The sequence below is a fragment of the Bacillus sp. HSf4 genome (genome assembly GCF_029537375.1).
Lineage (GTDB): Bacteria > Bacillota > Bacilli > Bacillales > Bacillaceae > Bacillus > Bacillus sonorensis_A.
In genome coordinates, this window is the sequence record NZ_CP120679.1 from 2,747,077 (window position 1) to 2,764,390 (window position 17,314).

Below are 17,314 nucleotides of genomic sequence, written 5' to 3' on the forward strand. Positions count from 1 at the left end.
ACAGCGGAGTTATCGGTTCAAGCTTTCCCTAAATAGCAATTTCACTTTCAATATTCCGCCAAAAGATCAAGCTAAAATGTATACCCTCATGGGATTTGTTATCTTGAATTTTTATTGTGACCACCTTAATTTCCTAAAATTTTATCACTTTAATACAATAAAAAGGGATAACGTCTAGGAATCAATGAATTTCAATTCGATGTCCTGAAAGCGGAAAACAAAGACGTCATCGACACCATCCAGCTCAACTAAGGTACTAATAATGCAATATCTACTATCACTAACTATCACCAACTAGAATCCTATTAATTATCATTAGATTTTAAGTTGAAACCTCGTATGTTAATTAAATTCCCCCATGCATGTACGGCTGAAACATTTTGTCAACGGTCTGGCTTAAACCTCTCGTGATTTTAGTCACGAGAGGTTTAATTCATATAATATCATCACTTTCCCACGCTTCTGAAAATTCATCTTCCGCAAACAAAGATGCGATGCCGCTGATCTGTTTTAATCGCAAAAGTTCATCTTGATCCATACCGATATTTTCCATGATCCACGAATCACTAAGCCCCGCTTCCGTCAGTTTTTGAACAATATCTACCATAATATCAATCGAGTGCGTACCACGTGCTCGATTGTGCCGGATCGTACTTGCCATCCGATCAGATAAAGGCTTGTCAATGACAGAAACAGGTAAGCAATAATCCTCACGTTGTGCGATTTCTTCACATCGCTTCATCACCATATAACGGTGGAAACCGTCCACGATTTCGTAGTGATCTTCTTCCTTCAAGTAATAACAAACAATCGGCATCGTATAGCCATCTTCTAAAATGGATCGCTCCAATAGTTTCATTTCTGGTGGGGCAACGTAATTCGGATTGTAGGAATTTGCTTGAATCTTCCTAATCGGTACTCGCAAGATATTGTATACTGGGCTTATAAAAGGTTTTCCCATTGTTTCATTGCCTCCTTTTGCTTTTGCAACTCATCTTTCGTTTGTCCAAAGCCCATGTAATGACAAGAAGTGTCATTTTTCAAAATAGAAATACACATGCGCTTATATGAAGGAACCAATCGAAAAGCTTTTATATGCACTTCATCGGGGTATACTTTGAAACGAATGACATGATACTCCTTCTTATATTTTCTCTTGTTTTTTGGTTTACCGAGGTTTTCAAAAACAAGGTCTGTTTTCTCTAACTCTTTAACAACCGAGACAGGCAATGCGCCGCCTGTTTCTACCCAATAGCGAATGGAAGCTTGAAATTTGCGCAGATATATGTCTCGTGTATTTTTAGGCAGGGACTTTAAGAGAAAATTGGTGTAGGTTTTCCATGTATGTCCTGGCGGCAGAGAAACCGATTTATAACCAACAGCTTTTGTTCCACCGTAGATCGCCGCAAAATTAGCGCCGTTCACTCGCTCCACAAGACGGCTCCAAGCGGTCGGTTCAATGACACGATACAACTTCAATGCATTCACCCCGCAAACATGAAAGGGATTTGCCACCCGCATATCGTTCAACGAAACACCAGCCTGATAATACAAATCGTACAGGTGATTGTAATCAAAGCCGAATTTTCCATTAGCTATCCATACATCTTCTACTTTCCAATCATAAATCGGGTAGAAGTTAAAGAGATTCATTGCAAGCCGCTTACTATATTTCAACTTTCCGTACATCGTAAAGGTGTCATTTCTTGTCACGGCATGATAACGATTCAGACTTTCTTGTGCACGTATACCAACCAGGACAGCTGTACGTTTTTTGCTTTTCTCTTTATGGAGCCACTTTCCAAATTTAGTTTGAAAAGAATAGTCCGACATACCTACCTCAAAAAAATCGAACGGATGGTTGTCAAAGTTAATCACATTCTCCGGCATCTCTCGGAACCAAATCTCTTTTTCTTCCGGGTTCCAAGGCATCCATGTAGATTGATACATGGTAACGCCGCAAGATGCAGAAATTGGCATACAAAGATGGTAATAATGAAATTCCGGGTACTTGCCCATACAGCGCTCAACATATTCAATCGTTTGTTGATAGTTCCCTTCATAGTCAATATGGTAAACGGACACTTGCACATCGGGATGGTGTTGTTCGTAATAAACATGCACCAATTCTAGCAATAAACCAGAATCTTTTCCGCCAGAAAAAGGCACCACAACATGGTCGAATCGTTGAAAGATATAGTCCAAACGCTCCATCGTAGCATCATACACATTTTTTCCGAGATGAATTTTCCCCATATTAAGCTCCTATGTAGAGTTTATATTCTTCGTTGATTCATTCAGCTTCATAGATATCAAAGAATTGCTCTTTACGTTCATATGCTTGACCAAGTAAAGGAAATTTATCGTCTATACTTGCAACTTTAGTTGATTACCAAAGCTTTTAAAGTCTATCCGTCTTGTAAGAAGCACATAACGGTCTCTCATGAGTGTCTACGTTCTTTATCTGACACGTTATACGTTAAAACTTTATATACAGTAACAATAGCCAATGATTTTGATATCATGAAGGCTCTTTTATTAAATAAAAGATTTACTATTTTTCCTCTTCTATGAATGACAGGTAGTGCTCAATTCCATCTAAAATAGGCATTAATAATTTGCTTGTCAGACAGTCTCTTCATATGATCGCTTTGTTATGCTCCCTTCTTATTGAATAAAAAGCACACAAAATCTAACAAATAATAGTATTAATTTTCTAACAAAAGCGAAAATCCCCTAATTATTTAGGTTAGGGGATCATTTCTAAAGAGGGCTAGTAATAAAAGTATCTTCCTGATTTCTTAATGGCATACATGATCTGCCTCAAACTCTTACATTATGAATGTTTATAATATCCCAACAATAACATCATTCTGTGGGAATATAGAGATCATATTAAGAACTAAAGTGCTCTAATAATCCTTGAGCGATCCCACTGGCTGCCCTTATTTGGTGGGCTTATGACTGTATAGTCGATTCTTCACTAGGATTTGAGATATGTCCAAGTTCCCCTAACACCGCAATTTTGGGATTCTCCCTTAAGACATAAAAATTACCGAAGCAGATACCATTACTGTGGAGCCCGTTTTGCTAGCCATGTTATTCAAAATATTTGCAGCTAACAGTTTGTCAGCCCCTCCCTGGTAATAATAGGTTTCCGTTATCCCCGTTAGGTTCTTTGCATATCCCTCATTCTCAATTAACGAAATCCCCTCGTGAAGGCGTGCTGACAGGCGTCATCATGATATTCCAATATCAGGCGCGCTCAATCTGGAAACGGATGCGACTTTGTTGAGCACATAATAAATGAGACCACTACAATCAAAATCGGAAGGATTGTTTCCGCCCCACCTATAAGGAACGCCCAGCTGTTTTTCAGCCTCGTCAATTATCCGTTTTACCTTCGCGCTTGACAAAGTGCTTGTTTTCGAAGAATTTGAAGGATTATTTGAAGATCCTGACGACGTTAATCTCGATGCACCGGAAATTTTCAGCTTTTGAATTTGTAAAACGTCGGTCTTTAAATTGTGCTTCCCCGGGCTTTGCACCGTCACATTCATCGAGTTGGCAATCTTCCATAAAGAGTTGCCTAGCTTGATTGTGTACGTGCTGCTTGAACTACTAGAGCTTGATTTTGAGCTCGAGCTTGACGATGAAGACTTTTTGTTCGTGCTTGGGCTTGTGCTTTTGACTGCTCCTTTAATCACAAGCTTCTGACCTGGGTAAATCATGTCATTGCTCAAGCCATTTAACTTTTTAATCTCTTGGACAGTCGTTTTGTGGTCTTTTGCGATCAGCCAAAGAGAATCACCAAATTTAACCGTGTACGTGGTCTTTTCAGAGCCGGAGCTTGTGGATTTTTTGCTGCTGCTTCCTGACTTTCTATTTGGAATCTCCAAGGTTTGTCCAACATAAATCATCGTTGATGACAGATTGTTAGCCGATTTCAGCGCGGAAACGCTCGTGTTGTATTGAGCTGAAAGCTTCCACAGCGAGTCCCCGCTCTTCACTTTAATCGTCTGGGCTTCCGCCGGTGACGTAGCCAGCGAGGTTCCAAGAGCCGCAGAAGCAGCCAAACCTACTACTATCTTCTTCTTCATTACCTTTTAACCTCCCATCTCATTTTCGTTCCTCCTATGGTTAGAAGTGTATTGATTATGAAACCAGATTTAGTCCATTGCTGTATAAGTGGATACCCGTTTTTTATAATCGCTTTGAGGAGCGCCCCAGCTTAACCATGACACAAGAACAGGGATCTTATTTTCTTGTACAAACCAATATTCCCAACGTTTTTTTAGAGTTAACGTATATTCCTGATTTTTTAATTGTTTGCATGACACTCCCTTGAAGCCCCTCCAAAATATTGATACAATAATAACCATTTGCAAGAAACTAGGACTCATATTAAGAACTAAAGTAATCAGATAACCCTTGAACAATTCCATTGGCTGCTCTTATTTGGTAGGTTTCAGATTGTATATTTGATTCTTCGCTAGGATTTGAGATATATCCAAGTTCCACTAACACCGCTAGTTTTGAGTTTTCCCTTAAGACATAAAAATCACCGAAGCGAACACCATTACTTTGGAATCCAGTTTGGCTGGTTACGTTCCGTAGAATATTTGCCGCTAACAATTTGTCGGCGTCTCCTGCATAATAATACGTTTCAACTCCATGACTCAATTGAGCAGGAGATGAGTTGTAGTGAATCGAAACAAACGCATCCGTATTATACGAACTACTAATAACAACACGACGATTTAAACTTAAGTAATGATCGGAAGATCGCGTTAAAATGACATTAGCTCCTTTTTCTTTTAAAAGGGAAGCAAGGCGTGATGTGGTTGCTAGAGTATGGTTTTTTTCAAGAGAACCGTTATAGCCGATTGTTCCTGGATCGATCCCACCATGGCCTGCATCGATAACAATATTTTTTCCTCTTAAACTATTAGACGTTTGAGAAGATGATTTAGAAACAGAAGTTCGAGTAACGGCAGAAGAGCCTAATTGACTTGAATCTGACACCAGCCATCCTGCAATCCATCCCGACTGAGTACTGTTAACTTGAATATGTACCCATTGTCCTTTCTTATCAAGTACTTGATAAGCATCACCTTGATTGGCGATTTTCATTACCTTATAGTCCGTACCGGGTCCAGTACGTATACGAACATGACTTCCTGTGACATGAATTTTTCCTGCATAAGATTTTTGATAAGATGTTTCAGATACCTCATTTGAAGACAATTCATATAAATATGTGGAAGCAACCCATCCGGTACGACCATTATAAAGAATCTTCGCCCATCCGTATTTCTTCTCATCAACTTGGATTATTGAACCGCGACGTAAGGAGCCAATAACCGTTGCATTGATGTGAGGAGCATTTCTTATATTTAAAGATGATGTTCCAACCGTGTACACATCATTATCACTAGCTTTAACGCCTTCGGACATCCCTGAAAGAAGAATGATCACTAAGATGCATACAATAAGTCGCTTCATATTGGCTCTCACCTCCTTCCTTGGACAGAATATACAATGTTTTTCCATTCTTTTGTATTACAAATTTCAAAAGAAATTTTAGAGAAAATGTAATAAAAGTTTGTTAAACTAGTATGTTAAGGAGGGAAAGAAAGATATGTGGAATGAATTTAAAAAATTCGCTATTTCTGACTAACATCGGTATCACTATATTAAATCTTTCTACCTTTATAAATATACATTCCATAAACGAATAGAATAACAAGACCGATTAATAATATACTCCAAGAAATTATAGAGTAACTCTGCCTTCCCTCTTTCTCTTCTTGTAATTTATACATATTTACATACTCATTATCAGCAGAGTAAGAACTAGTATTCATCAATTCTCCTCTAATAACCAATCTTTTGTTTGTATTTATACCCGCAACATCACAAGTTATTAATGTAACAGTTGGAACCGTTGTTTTTCCTACAATACTTAAATTAGTTTCTTTCACAATTTTCTTATCAACTACTTGATACGTATATATGTTAGCTTTATCTGTTATTTGAATAAACGTACCTACTTCAACTTCAAGCAATGGACCAAATAACAATGTATGATTTCTCATATGATGACCTGCTAGAACATAATTTCCTTCCCCCATTATCTGTCCTTCATTAACAGTAGTAGCTCCAACAAGAAGGTTTTGAGTATTTGTTCCATTTAATATTGGTAACAGAATATCTACATCATCAATAGAGATGGCACCAAGTACATCTTTCTGATTCACTTTGGAAATACTCGTTAAAACAGTTGTGAAATTAGGTGCCTCTATTGCTGAGTCCCATGGGACTTCTTCAGCGCTCTCTTGATTGTTAGCAACCTCTTCCGCAGTGAATTTATCTAAGGAATATTTCACTGTTGCTTCTTTTATCATTACATTTTTGAGCCATGGCGATAAAACAAGCAACATCCCTATTAATATTAAGCAAATAAAGAAGCTGATGAAAAGATAGTCTTTCAATTTTTCTTTATTATTCTCTTTTTCTATCATGAGATTCTACCTACTACATTAATTCTAGATCATTGCGCTCTGTTTGTTCTTGTTCTTTCTCTTTTCTGTTCTTTCTACGCCAGAATAAGAGCCATAAAAGAATCGCTAACAAAATAACAGCAATTCCCCCAGCGATATAAAGCCATGTATAATCATTTTGAATCGTAACATCTTCCTCATTTAAATCTTTTGCTATTTCAGGTTTTATTTTATAATCCTTTGTCCAATGCCAAGTTTCTCCCATAGATGTAACTGTCATATCCAGTGTATACTCTCCGCCTTTAAGGGCTTCGCCATTCAAACGAATCGGATAGTCCATATTGGAATTCGGTGCCATTTGCAATGATTCGCTTGTTGCTTCATAAAGAACTTCTGATTTGCCCTTTTCGGTAATTTTTGCATTAACGGACATTTGGTTCATATACATCGGCATGATGTTTTGAACATTTGCTTTGATTACATTTCGTTTATTGATTTGATCAGGATATATATCATTTAACGTCAACTCTGGTGACACTTTGTTTTCATTATTTTGTAAAACAATCGCAACGACATAAGCAAATTTATTTTCAATAGATAATCCTGACTTATCGCCAGATACTTCATCGCCATTGTCACTTGATTCATCATCTTTTTCTTGTAGTGTTATTCCTCCTGCTAACACGCCATCAAATTCCTCGTCAGGCATATTGACTTCCAGTTTCAATGTGTATGATCCCTTTGCAGGAATTGTTACTTCTTCCTCGGTTGTTACAATATCTTTCATATTGTACTGTAAAGTTGAATCGGCTTCTACATCACTTGATCCGTATTCAACAACCCCATTATGGTTTGTAGTAGCACTGGCAATTTTAGGTACTACGGTAACATCTTTATCTGTATCGTTTCTTAATTTAATCTCTAAAATCTGCTTCTCTGAAGGTTCTATCAATAAATTAAAGTATGTCAGTTTTTTATTTATTTGATTTTCAGGGATTACTGTCTCAACAGCAAAATTCAATTCTGATGCTGAGGCTCTTAGCAAAGTTAGTGGATCTGATAATGCAAATAATAAAATTGCTGTGAAAGTAAATAAGATTTTTTTTAACAATTCAACACCCTCTAAAATAATACGATGTATTACGTTTTTTGATTGTTTTTTTATAACATGGAGTTGTGAGAAATGGTCAAAATCCGACCAATTCTCACAATCCCGTAAGCATCGACAATTCTCATAAATTCTGTCATACCAATGATTCAATAAAATTGCCAGTGCTTACCTCCCTCCCAAAAATTTAGCTTTTAAGATAGCCCTACTTCGTTCTCTTAAGCCTCTACGCCGTCTTCTACATCTTCGTTTCCGTTAGCAACTGTATCAGTTAAAGTCCAAGTAAGTGTAGTTTCATATGCTTCTGCATATTTTGTAATTTTACCTGGTATATTTAACGCAACACTTTCTGCTTTTGTTGTATCATCACCAAAGTTCGCCAAATGTGTACCTGCACCTTGTCCATTTGCTGCTGTCATTACATTAGAAGTAACACCTGCACCATCTAATATGATTTCAGTATTCACAGTTGGAGATTCTGATTCAGATGCAGTAACAGCTTCTATATTTGAAATCACAATTTCTGTTCCTGCTAAAGTATGATCTGAGTCTGTTGTAGAAGTAAATTCAGTGTTTTGTGTTACAGATAGTCCCCAACCTGTTTCAGTACCGCGGTTGTCAGATACCTGTACATAGTTAGGAACCGCTATAGATTTTCCATTTTTAGTGACTTTTTGAGCTGCCGCATAGTATGTTTGGTCTTGGGAACTAATTTCCTGTGTACCAAAATCTAAAGATGAAGCAAAATCAATACTTAATGGACCATTAGTTCCTGGTTCTGGTGTCTCTCCACCCGGACCTTCAGGTTCAACTTCTTCACCTGGATTTTCAGGATCAACCGGAGGCGTGATTCCTGTAAATGGTGTGAATTCTATAATACCCTTAGATTCATATTCTCCGCCATCTGCTGCAAATGCTGAAATGCTTCCTACAGAAACTAGAGATGCTGCTAACGCTACTGATGTCATTAATTTAAAAGGTTTCATAAAATAAACTCCTATTCTTTTTTAGTTTTTATTAATTTTACTTATTTACGAATTTGTTACTACGTCAGATAATGTCCAAGTTAATGTTGTGCTATATTCTACAGCGTCTTTTGGTGTTGTTCCCGGTACTGATAGTTGAACAGCTGTGTTTTTCATTTCGCCGTCAACCTCTTCAAGAGTACCGAAATAGTCTAGCCATGTCATAGCCCCTTCGCCTTCTTGAGCTGTCATTACATTTTGCAATGTACCTGCTGGATCAAGTGTAATATCATATGTTGTTGGTGCAGCTACACTATCAGAAGAAGAGGATACTGCTGTAGCTCCAGTTAATGTGATTTCTGCTCCTGTTAATTCAGAATTTAATGTATCACTATTAGAAAGCTGACCATTTTCTTGAACTTGTAACGTCCAACCAGCGTTTGTTCCGCGGTTGTCAGAAATTTGAACGTAGTTTGCACGTTCTTCTGTTCTTGTATTTCCTTCCGCATCTGTTATGTTAATTTTTTGAGGTGCTGCATAATATACTTCATCTTTGTTGGAAATTTCATTTGTACCAAAGTTAAAAGATGAAGCAAAATCAATACTTAATGGACCATTAGTTCCTGGTTCTGGTGTCTCTCCACCCGGACCTTCAGGTTCAACTTCTTCACCTGGATTTTCAGGATCAACCGGAGGTGTGATTCCTGTCGATGGTGTGAATTCGACAATCCCCTTAGAATCATATTCTCCGCCATCTGCTGCTAATGCTGAGAACGCTCCACTTGTTACTACACCTGCTGCCACCGTTAAAGATGCTAAAACTTTTACTGGTTTCATCTTTTTCATTCTCCTTTTTTTGTTCTATATTTTTTTATTACTAACTAACATTAAACTATTCGTTCTTTTATAAATTAATAGAAAAGCAGACGATATGAATAACAACCCTATTAAAGTTGTCTGAGAACTTGCAATATCACCGGTTTGCGGCAATGTTCGGGTTGTTGTACCATCCTCAGACGCTGTTCCAGAACCAGAGTTTGATTCGTTTCCATCTGGTGAAGAGTCTGTTCCATTACTTCCCCCATTCCCTGATGGGTTTTCAAGCATTTCTTTTTCAGGCAACGGCTCATCAGGATACACAGCCTCTCCGTAAAAACCTACACTGGCATCTGAATCGTAGGACGCTGTGGATTCAGCAAAGGCGCTTGAAACAGGTACCACAACTAGCATAGCCATAAGACATAATAACCAAGATAGTTTTTTCACTCTACAAGCCTCCTTTACTCTTCATTAGCAGGTGTATCTGCCAGTGTCCATTTTATTGCTCCTGTATACTCTCCGACTCTAGCTTGTCCACTATTTGCTTGTACATATAAACCATCTCCAGACTCTCCATACCATGTATCTATAATAGAGAAAGTATCATTAGCTGTATTGGTATGCTCATAAATAGGCACCTGAGCATCCGTCGACAAAACAGCCTCATTTCCACCCTTCACATATAATAGTGATAATGTACTATCATATGTATCGTTATGCAGTTCATTGATTAACTCAGCTGTTAATTTCCAAGCCGATTTAGTACTTCTTGTATCAATTACTTCTAAAGCATTATCTGCTGTCTCAATTTGGTAAAGCGTATCTTGAGGAGATATCTCAACATTGTCACCGAATGATATATTATCTGGAGCAACTAATGATAACTTACCTGTATAAATAACTGTTAGTGCCACTCTTGCAGGGAATGTAGCATCATGATAATCCATATCCTCATCAGGGTTAATATTTCCAAATTCACCACTAGTTATAGGAGGGTTTAAAATATCGTCCCATTCACTTTCTGGAGTATTATCACTAGCATAAATAGCAACTACATCACCTTCTGCTAACGTTGGTAGAGAAAAAGACCATTTTCCATCTGCATCTACCGTTGCCGTTTGAATTGCACCAGTCCCATCAGTTACCCATTCATCATTCACTTTCACCCGGATTGTTGCGCCAATTTCAGCGTTCGTACCTGATATTTCTTTCGTGAATGTGTTAATTGATTGCGAAGATTCATCTAATACAACCGCACTTGGTGGTGTAACATCACGAGTGGTTACTGTTGATGTTATAATATCATCTTCAGAACTGTAGTGAACCCTATCACCATCTACTAAGCTAGCAAGACCTGAAGAACGGTAAGCAGAAACCACTTCAACAGTTTGTCCAGCTTCTAGGTATTGACCAACACCATCTCCGTCAGGATCATTTAAGATTACAAATATCCCTGCTCGCTCGTCTTCCCCATAAACACTTAGACCATCACTGTTATCATCTTTACCGACAGTAGTTCCTTCCAGTTCATAAGCTGTTGTACCATCAGCATTTTTCACTCGTACAGTTACACAAACTTCGTCTGTCCAAGCATCTCTAGACCCAGTAACACCTTCCGGAACACTTGCGTGACCATAGATATACTTATCAGCATCTGTTGGAACCCGTAATTCATCAATAACAGCAGTGGCGTTATTCGCACTCATTCTAGAATAGTTATCTGCACCTAAATAAGTAGTTTCATTAAAAGTTTCAGGAATGTTTGTTGATTCAATTTCTTTAAAGTTAGATCCTGTCAAACTATAATCAAATTTTGTCCAAGAAGCTGTTGGTGTTCCATCCAAATTACTTCCTTTTGTCCAGACTGATAAATCTGAATTAGTGCTAACAAATGAGGATGAACTGCTACCAGTCCTAAAAACATTTCCACCACCTGAACGATTATTTCTAAAGTCAAAATACAGTGGGTTATCTATAGTAATATCAATAGCGCTGCTACTAGAAAGAATACCGTAATTATCACCGGCAGTTTTTCCTTCTAAATTAAAAATAGTTCCTTCTCCACCTGTGACTGCTGATCTCCCATTTGTTCTTATCGCAGGGCCATTATCAGCTGTAATTTCAACTGTACTTCCGAATCCATCTAAATTGAAGGAATCTGAATTTCCGTTAGTATACAGAATACCTTGGTTGCCCCTATCTCCTGTCCCATTATTCGGGCTACCATTTCCGGTATTATGTACAACAAACTTTCCTCCGTTTGTCACATTGATTGCGTTATTACCCCCATATAATCTTACTGCTGGAGCGTCCCCGCTTAACTTTGTGATGTTAATCTCTGCATTGTTAACATTAAAAGTTTGGTTTCCCGATAACCTAAAACGTAGAGCTGCTCCCAGACTGTAACCATTATCTCCTTCTTGAACAATGTTAATTTTAGATCCGCTCTTCACATTGAACACAGTATCGCTTCCTTGAAATTGGAGACCTGTTCCATATTTACTATAGGACTTAACCTCCGCACCATTTTGCACATCAAGAGTAGAATTAGAACCCGCCACACGCATTGCAGCACCATGTTGAGCTCTATCTTTACTTTCTGTTTCTATATTGAGTTGTGTTCCTTCACCATCCAGTTTTACTGTCGCCGTATTACCGGCTCCATCGCCGTAATTTTCAGCGAGCACAACTGCACTCTGAACCCTAGCTTTCGAATTAAAAACGGCACCGTTTACCATAGTTAAAGAATTGACAACGTTAGTACGATAACCTGTATTTGTTACATCAATATCTAACAAGGAATTTGATTCCAAATTCAAACTGCTGATCGAACCGTATAGTCCATGGGAGTAATTTGCTGTGTTCGTACCATCTGCGGTTGTTCTTGTGCCTGTATTGACAATTTTTAATGAAGAATCAGCTCTTAAGTTAACTTCACCGGATGCAATACGAATCACTGCATAAGAAGTTCCGCTTGACGTAGCCGTCAATGCTGCTCCTTCTGTCATCTCAAAGTTGCTCACATAGAACTGATATGAACTTCCACTTAATGCCAAATTGTTTTCGCCGTAAACAGTAACAGTTGCATTTTCAGCTGTAACCAGACCTGCTAAGTTATCCTCAGCAGAATTGACATTGTTTAATATGATATGCCAGTTCGTACTTGCTGCAGTATTTTTTTGATTAAAAATAGGTGTACCAGGTGTTTGTGTTTTACTAAAGTAAACATCATTTAAGACTAAATTTGTCGATTCTGATACAGCATCAAGTATAATCCCGTTTGAACTAGTTCCACCACTTCCAAAGTCAATGACATGCCCGTTCCCATTAATTGTTAAATTACGAGCGATACTTCCTGGGTTATATTGAGTTCCGGTTGCTGTTCTCGTTAAATTTGCTTGAATTTCAATTACAGACACCTCAGTATTTTTCAAAGCAGCAATAAATTCATCCCAAGTAGTAACCCTTTCAGCTTCACTTCTATGAATAGGGCCATCCATTTCTTTTTTTTCAATTGCTTCTCTCTGTGTTTGAAGTTCAACATTTACCGCATCTTCCTGAGTACCTTCATCTGCTGTTTCTTCTTCTTTTTTTTCTGTCTGCTCTTCATTCATTGCTTCATTAACTATCAAATTAAGTTTACTTGAATCACCACTAGTAGATGTAGCAGTAATTTCATAAGTTCCAGCCACTTCAAATAAGATATGAATTTTAACTAAGTTATCCGAACCCCCTTCAGCATATGAAACTTTCACCCTGTTATTATCCTCATCAAAATTGAACTCCGTCGTATCAGAAAAATTCTCTTCTGTTTTATCAATATCAATAGCGATACCATCCGGCAATGTAAACTCTATTACTTCCGCACCCTCTGTAGACCTTTTAAGAATTAATGCGGCCTCATCCCCTTCATATATGGAATCTGTGTCAATTGATAATAAAGATTCTTGTGCTTTAGCATGTATACTTCCAAATATATCAGCCATATTCAATTGCTGAAAACTTAATAGAAAAACTATGAATAAAGGTAAAATTCTCTTTTTTGTTCTAGCTGAATATGGCTTAGGCTGTCTTCGCATAAGTTTGCTTCACTCCCCCTCTCGTTAATGAAAATAATATTGTTTCTCGACTTACATTATTCCCCACCACAATCTCGTATTTTTTGAATCACCCCCTTTCAAATAACAATCAATACTAAACTATGATGAGTAACACGCTATGACATCGCCGTCGCAGAAGCCACCTTTAAAGTGATTAAAATCGAGTTTGTTTCGGGAAAGGTTTTCCCTAACCAACACGAACTTGATCTTGCTTTATTTGATTACGCTCACTGGTTCAACCATATACGCATCCATGGTTCACTCGATTATCGATCACCCATCGATTACAAAGCCTTACACCTTTAAGAAATTGTCTAGTTTTGTGTTGATATTCCAGACTTTTCTCCCTCCAAAAAAATTCAATCGCCTCCTCTATTGTTAACGGAATTGTTTTAGCAATTTTATTAGCTTCTTCAATAGTGAACGAACCTTCCCCTTTCATTTTGTAAAATGTACTTCTATCAATTCCTATAGAATTGCTTCTGCCCGAGGAGTATCCTCTTTCCACTATCACAAATCTAGAATCGATTAGTTGCTCGCTAATAGATCTATCGTGTTTAAGACCTGTCGATTCAACGACTTGAAAAGGCATTTCGGTTTCTGAGGTATAGCTGACATACAGCTCTATTCCTGAACGCTGACCGTGATAGAATGCCTATGAAAGACGCGTTTTCCCAACCGTAATTGTGTTGGAATCAAAAAATAGGGGCTCCTTCACCTTTGAAAGATTCATCATATCTGTGAAAGTCCATTATAAAGTTATAAAATACTGAGCAATACTCGCTGGATTATATACAGATCTAGCAACACGCCGCCCCCTCTTAATAATTTTTAACACAAAACTTTTACATATAGATTCTTAATTTTTCTGTTTTTCTCGCAAAAAAACAGACTCCCCCCTGAATAAAACATTCCACTTAATACTCACTAAAAACTTTGGTGTAAAATAGCCTTTTTTAAAAAAAATCGCTTTATCGTCCGAATAAATACTAATATTGTTGTTAAAAATTCAAACGAACAGACAGCTCTCAAAGTGTATAATCTTTTTCTGTGAAATTTTCTTCAGATCATCAAATTGTAAATTGAAGGAGAGTGTTCTATGTGAAAATAATTGATAATCAGTCAAAAAGGATCATTCGTATTTTAAAGCTACTTACCTCTGAAAATAAATGGTGGTCCTTACAAGAGATAGCCGATGAGAACATTGGATCAGTACGTACTATTCAAAACGATTTAGAACTTATGAAGGAATATAAAACAGTAGAAGGGGAGCCTTTAATTCGAATTGAACGGAGGAAAGGGATCTCTATTTGTTTTACACAGTTCTATCGTGTTGATTACTACATTAAAGAGATTCTTAAAAAAAATTTTGCGGTCCAACTCATTCAGGGCATTTTTTTCGAACAAAAAAAGTTTTTCCAAAGATGGATGGATACGTTAAATGTAAGCAGGTCTACTATGTATGCTACTGTGAAAAAAATTAACGATAAACTTAAAGATTATGGAATAAAATTAAGGTCAGATACGATGGAATTTTACGGGGATGAAAAGGAAATACGTCATTTTTTTGCGGAATTTTTCTTTGAGGTTTACGGGAACAAACATTGGCCTTTTCCTACTATAGAAAAGAAAGTCGTTTCAAGGCTACTATTGGACATATTCAATACACTTCAGGTGAATGTACCTGATATAGCGCTGGATAAATACTGCGTGTCGCTAGCGGTGACAATTCATCGAGTTCGTCATAATCATAAGATTAAGCGAAGAGTTAGATATCCTTTACCCACAGATAGACAAACGTCTGAGGCAAAAAAGATATTAGATCAACTCAAACAATCAATAGAACATTTTAATCTTCAAACCTCAAAGCTATTCAATATTACAATCGATCATGATGAATTAGTGTTTTTGTTATTCATTGAATTTTCAGCGGGGAACCATAAATCACTAGAATCGGTCAAACAGAAACTATCTTTTTTCCGAGTTCATACCCCAAAATTATACGATGCAGTTTACTCGTTTATTGATCAGCTCGAGCTGATTTACAATAAAGAAATCAGCAATAGTGTAGAGATTGCAGCGCTATTGCTTTATTTTCATATTTATATAAATGAAATCAAGGTAAGGGACGGTTTTATTTTTAAAAAGAAAGACAAATTTTTAGCACAGGTAAAAAAGCAGCTTCCGTATTTCTATTCAAATATAATGAATATTATCAGTCAATTTAAAACAGATGATCTGCTATCATCCTTTGTGAAGAATAAGAAAGATTTGATCTGTATCATTACTTCTAATTGGAGAGGACTTGTTCATTTAGAAATGCAGCGAAAATCCTGTATCAATATTTTGGTCACTTCTATCTTGGGTTATAATCATTGCCTTTTTGTTGCAGATTTGATTAAAAGAAGAACCAACAATTATGTTCAAATATTTGCAAGCCGTGAAAATGCTTTGAATGCCAACTATTTGAACGAATTCCAGATTAATTTGATTGTCACTGATACTGATACTGCCCTCCCCGATCACATGCAACTGCCAATCTTAATGGTTAGTTCATTTCCTACAAGGAAGGAACTCGACAAAATTCATGACATAGTAGCTCAAATGTCAGAGAAATATTTGGCTAACAACTATGCCGAATAAAATTAGATGAACATTTTTTTCATTCAAAAGTACTTCATATTAAAAAATGCCTTAACTTTTACAGCCTTTTTAATAAAACACTCTTAACCTAGCCCAAACATACTCCTTTATAATTTTTAACTTGTAGAAAAAAACTTTTTTCCTACAAGTTTTTTCATTTTTTTATTTCCGGGTTGCGCTTTGGAAAATTTTCATCTTTCAGATCTGTTTCTAGTCGCTCAATAAAATAAGGATCATTATTGGATAATATCTTCTTCACCAATAGATACTTCACTAAATAACCTCTTTATTTGAATATAGTATAAAGAAAAAACATTACTGAATAGTAACCGTTTTAATTCAAGATTTTTAGAAGAATAAAATCTCAAATCAAAAAACGATAGGGACTCATTTAGGACGGGGTAGTAAATGCTATAGGGCTCCTAGTCCTTACTTTTGTTTTCATTCGTTCTCTTTATCACAAAACGGACAGAATTGCCCCAGTCAGGGCATCATTCCAAACTGGTAGCCACAAACACACTTAGCAATCGTGAAATATCCTTTTCCGCCTTCTGACTTTAAAATTCAATGGTCTACGGTCTTCCAAAATTCGGATTTCAGTTTCGCTCCTTAAAATATCTCGAGCTAATTTTAAAACTTCCTTCCTCATAAAATCTCCTTTGTCCTGGGGCTGCACTATTATTACTTCTATCAAGCCCGATCACTTTTTCAATACAGCTAATTTCTTCTCAAAATTCACCTTTAATCGATATGCCAATAAATCCTCTAATAAACTTCTCGCACCTTCAGGGCTTAACACAATATCTCCTGATAAAGTTATATTTTGATCTGATACCTCACCGGTAACAATACAAGTTTTATCCTTCTGATATTTACGTATAATAATTTTTTCATCATCTACAAAATACTCCACAGGATCACTTCCGTTAATTCCTAGGCTCCTTATCATCGATTTTGGCAAAACAACTCGTCCTTGACCATCGATTTTACGAAGAATTCCTGTACTCCGCATAAAATTACACCTACCTCGTCTATGGTTAGATTCCTTTTCTTCTTTATATTTTGAACGTTCTGAATCCAAAAAACATTGTGTTATTATTAAAAAGAAAAAATTGAAAAATACAAAAAAGAATCGTTTGATTAGAACAGGCTTGCCGATAAAGTTCTAAAACTTTA

11 protein-coding genes and 2 pseudogenes are annotated in these 17,314 nt (G+C 36.9%); 2 read left to right on the top strand and 11 right to left on the bottom strand.

The annotated features are described in order from the left end of the window. Window positions 1-433: 433 nt before the first annotated feature. The 10 genes and pseudogenes from P3X63_RS14220 to P3X63_RS14265 form a co-directional block, all read right to left on the bottom strand. A complete protein-coding gene (locus P3X63_RS14220) occupies window positions 434-961 on the bottom strand; it encodes an IbrB-like domain-containing protein (RefSeq protein WP_277691128.1) in 528 nt (175 codons plus the stop codon). Next, complete coding sequence (locus P3X63_RS14225; RefSeq protein WP_277691130.1) at window positions 943-2,256, bottom strand: DUF3440 domain-containing protein; 1,314 nt, start codon at window positions 2,254-2,256, stop codon at window positions 943-945. The genes P3X63_RS14220 and P3X63_RS14225 overlap by 19 nt, the downstream gene beginning before the upstream one ends. A 945-nt stretch (window positions 2,257-3,201) precedes the next feature. Next, window positions 3,202-4,100: pseudogene (locus P3X63_RS14230) on the bottom strand (C40 family peptidase); the annotation flags it as partial. Window positions 4,101-4,404: 304 nt separating this feature from the next. Further along, window positions 4,405-5,505 carry an N-acetylmuramoyl-L-alanine amidase family protein gene (locus P3X63_RS14235; RefSeq protein WP_277691132.1) on the bottom strand — a complete coding sequence of 367 codons (1,101 nt, stop codon included), beginning with the start codon at window positions 5,503-5,505 and terminating at the stop codon, window positions 4,405-4,407. 191 nt (window positions 5,506-5,696) lie between these two features. Continuing rightward, entirely contained in the window at window positions 5,697-6,524 is an 828-nt protein-coding gene (locus P3X63_RS14240) for a class A sortase (RefSeq protein WP_277691133.1), read from the bottom strand. Window positions 6,525-6,537: 13 nt separating this feature from the next. Beyond that, a complete protein-coding gene (locus tag P3X63_RS14245) occupies window positions 6,538-7,614 on the bottom strand; it encodes a WxLIP family cell surface protein (protein ID WP_277691135.1) in 1,077 nt (358 codons plus the stop codon). 215 nt (window positions 7,615-7,829) lie between these two features. Continuing rightward, window positions 7,830-8,597, bottom strand: coding sequence for a WxL domain-containing protein (locus P3X63_RS14250; protein ID WP_277691137.1), 768 nt, complete (start codon window positions 8,595-8,597; stop codon window positions 7,830-7,832). A gap of 45 nt (window positions 8,598-8,642) precedes the next feature. Further along, window positions 8,643-9,413 carry a WxL domain-containing protein gene (locus P3X63_RS14255; RefSeq protein WP_277691139.1) on the bottom strand — a complete coding sequence of 257 codons (771 nt, stop codon included), beginning with the start codon at window positions 9,411-9,413 and terminating at the stop codon, window positions 8,643-8,645. Window positions 9,414-9,437: 24 nt separating this feature from the next. Beyond that, window positions 9,438-9,842 carry an LPXTG cell wall anchor domain-containing protein gene (locus P3X63_RS14260; protein ID WP_277691141.1) on the bottom strand — a complete coding sequence of 135 codons (405 nt, stop codon included), beginning with the start codon at window positions 9,840-9,842 and terminating at the stop codon, window positions 9,438-9,440. Window positions 9,843-9,856: 14 nt separating this feature from the next. After that, complete coding sequence (locus tag P3X63_RS14265; protein WP_277691143.1) at window positions 9,857-13,474, bottom strand: pectate lyase-like adhesive domain-containing protein; 3,618 nt, start codon at window positions 13,472-13,474, stop codon at window positions 9,857-9,859. A 132-nt stretch (window positions 13,475-13,606) separates the two neighbouring features. On the opposite strand from P3X63_RS14265, the pseudogene P3X63_RS14270 reads away from it, so the two are divergent. Together P3X63_RS14270 and P3X63_RS14275 are read left to right on the top strand one after the other, a co-directional pair. Next, a pseudogene (locus tag P3X63_RS14270) lies at window positions 13,607-13,801 on the top strand (IS3 family transposase); the annotation flags it as partial. A gap of 795 nt (window positions 13,802-14,596) precedes the next feature. Beyond that, a complete protein-coding gene (locus tag P3X63_RS14275; RefSeq protein WP_277691145.1) occupies window positions 14,597-16,138 on the top strand; it encodes an AcpB/EbpR/MafR family transcriptional regulator in 1,542 nt (513 codons plus the stop codon). Between the two features lie 700 nt (window positions 16,139-16,838). Here the strand turns inward: P3X63_RS14275 and P3X63_RS14280 are convergent. Beyond that, on the bottom strand, window positions 16,839-17,150 hold the full coding sequence (locus P3X63_RS14280; protein WP_277691147.1) for an AbrB/MazE/SpoVT family DNA-binding domain-containing protein: 312 nt from the start codon (window positions 17,148-17,150) through the stop codon (window positions 16,839-16,841). Between the last annotated feature and the right edge of the window lie 164 nt (window positions 17,151-17,314).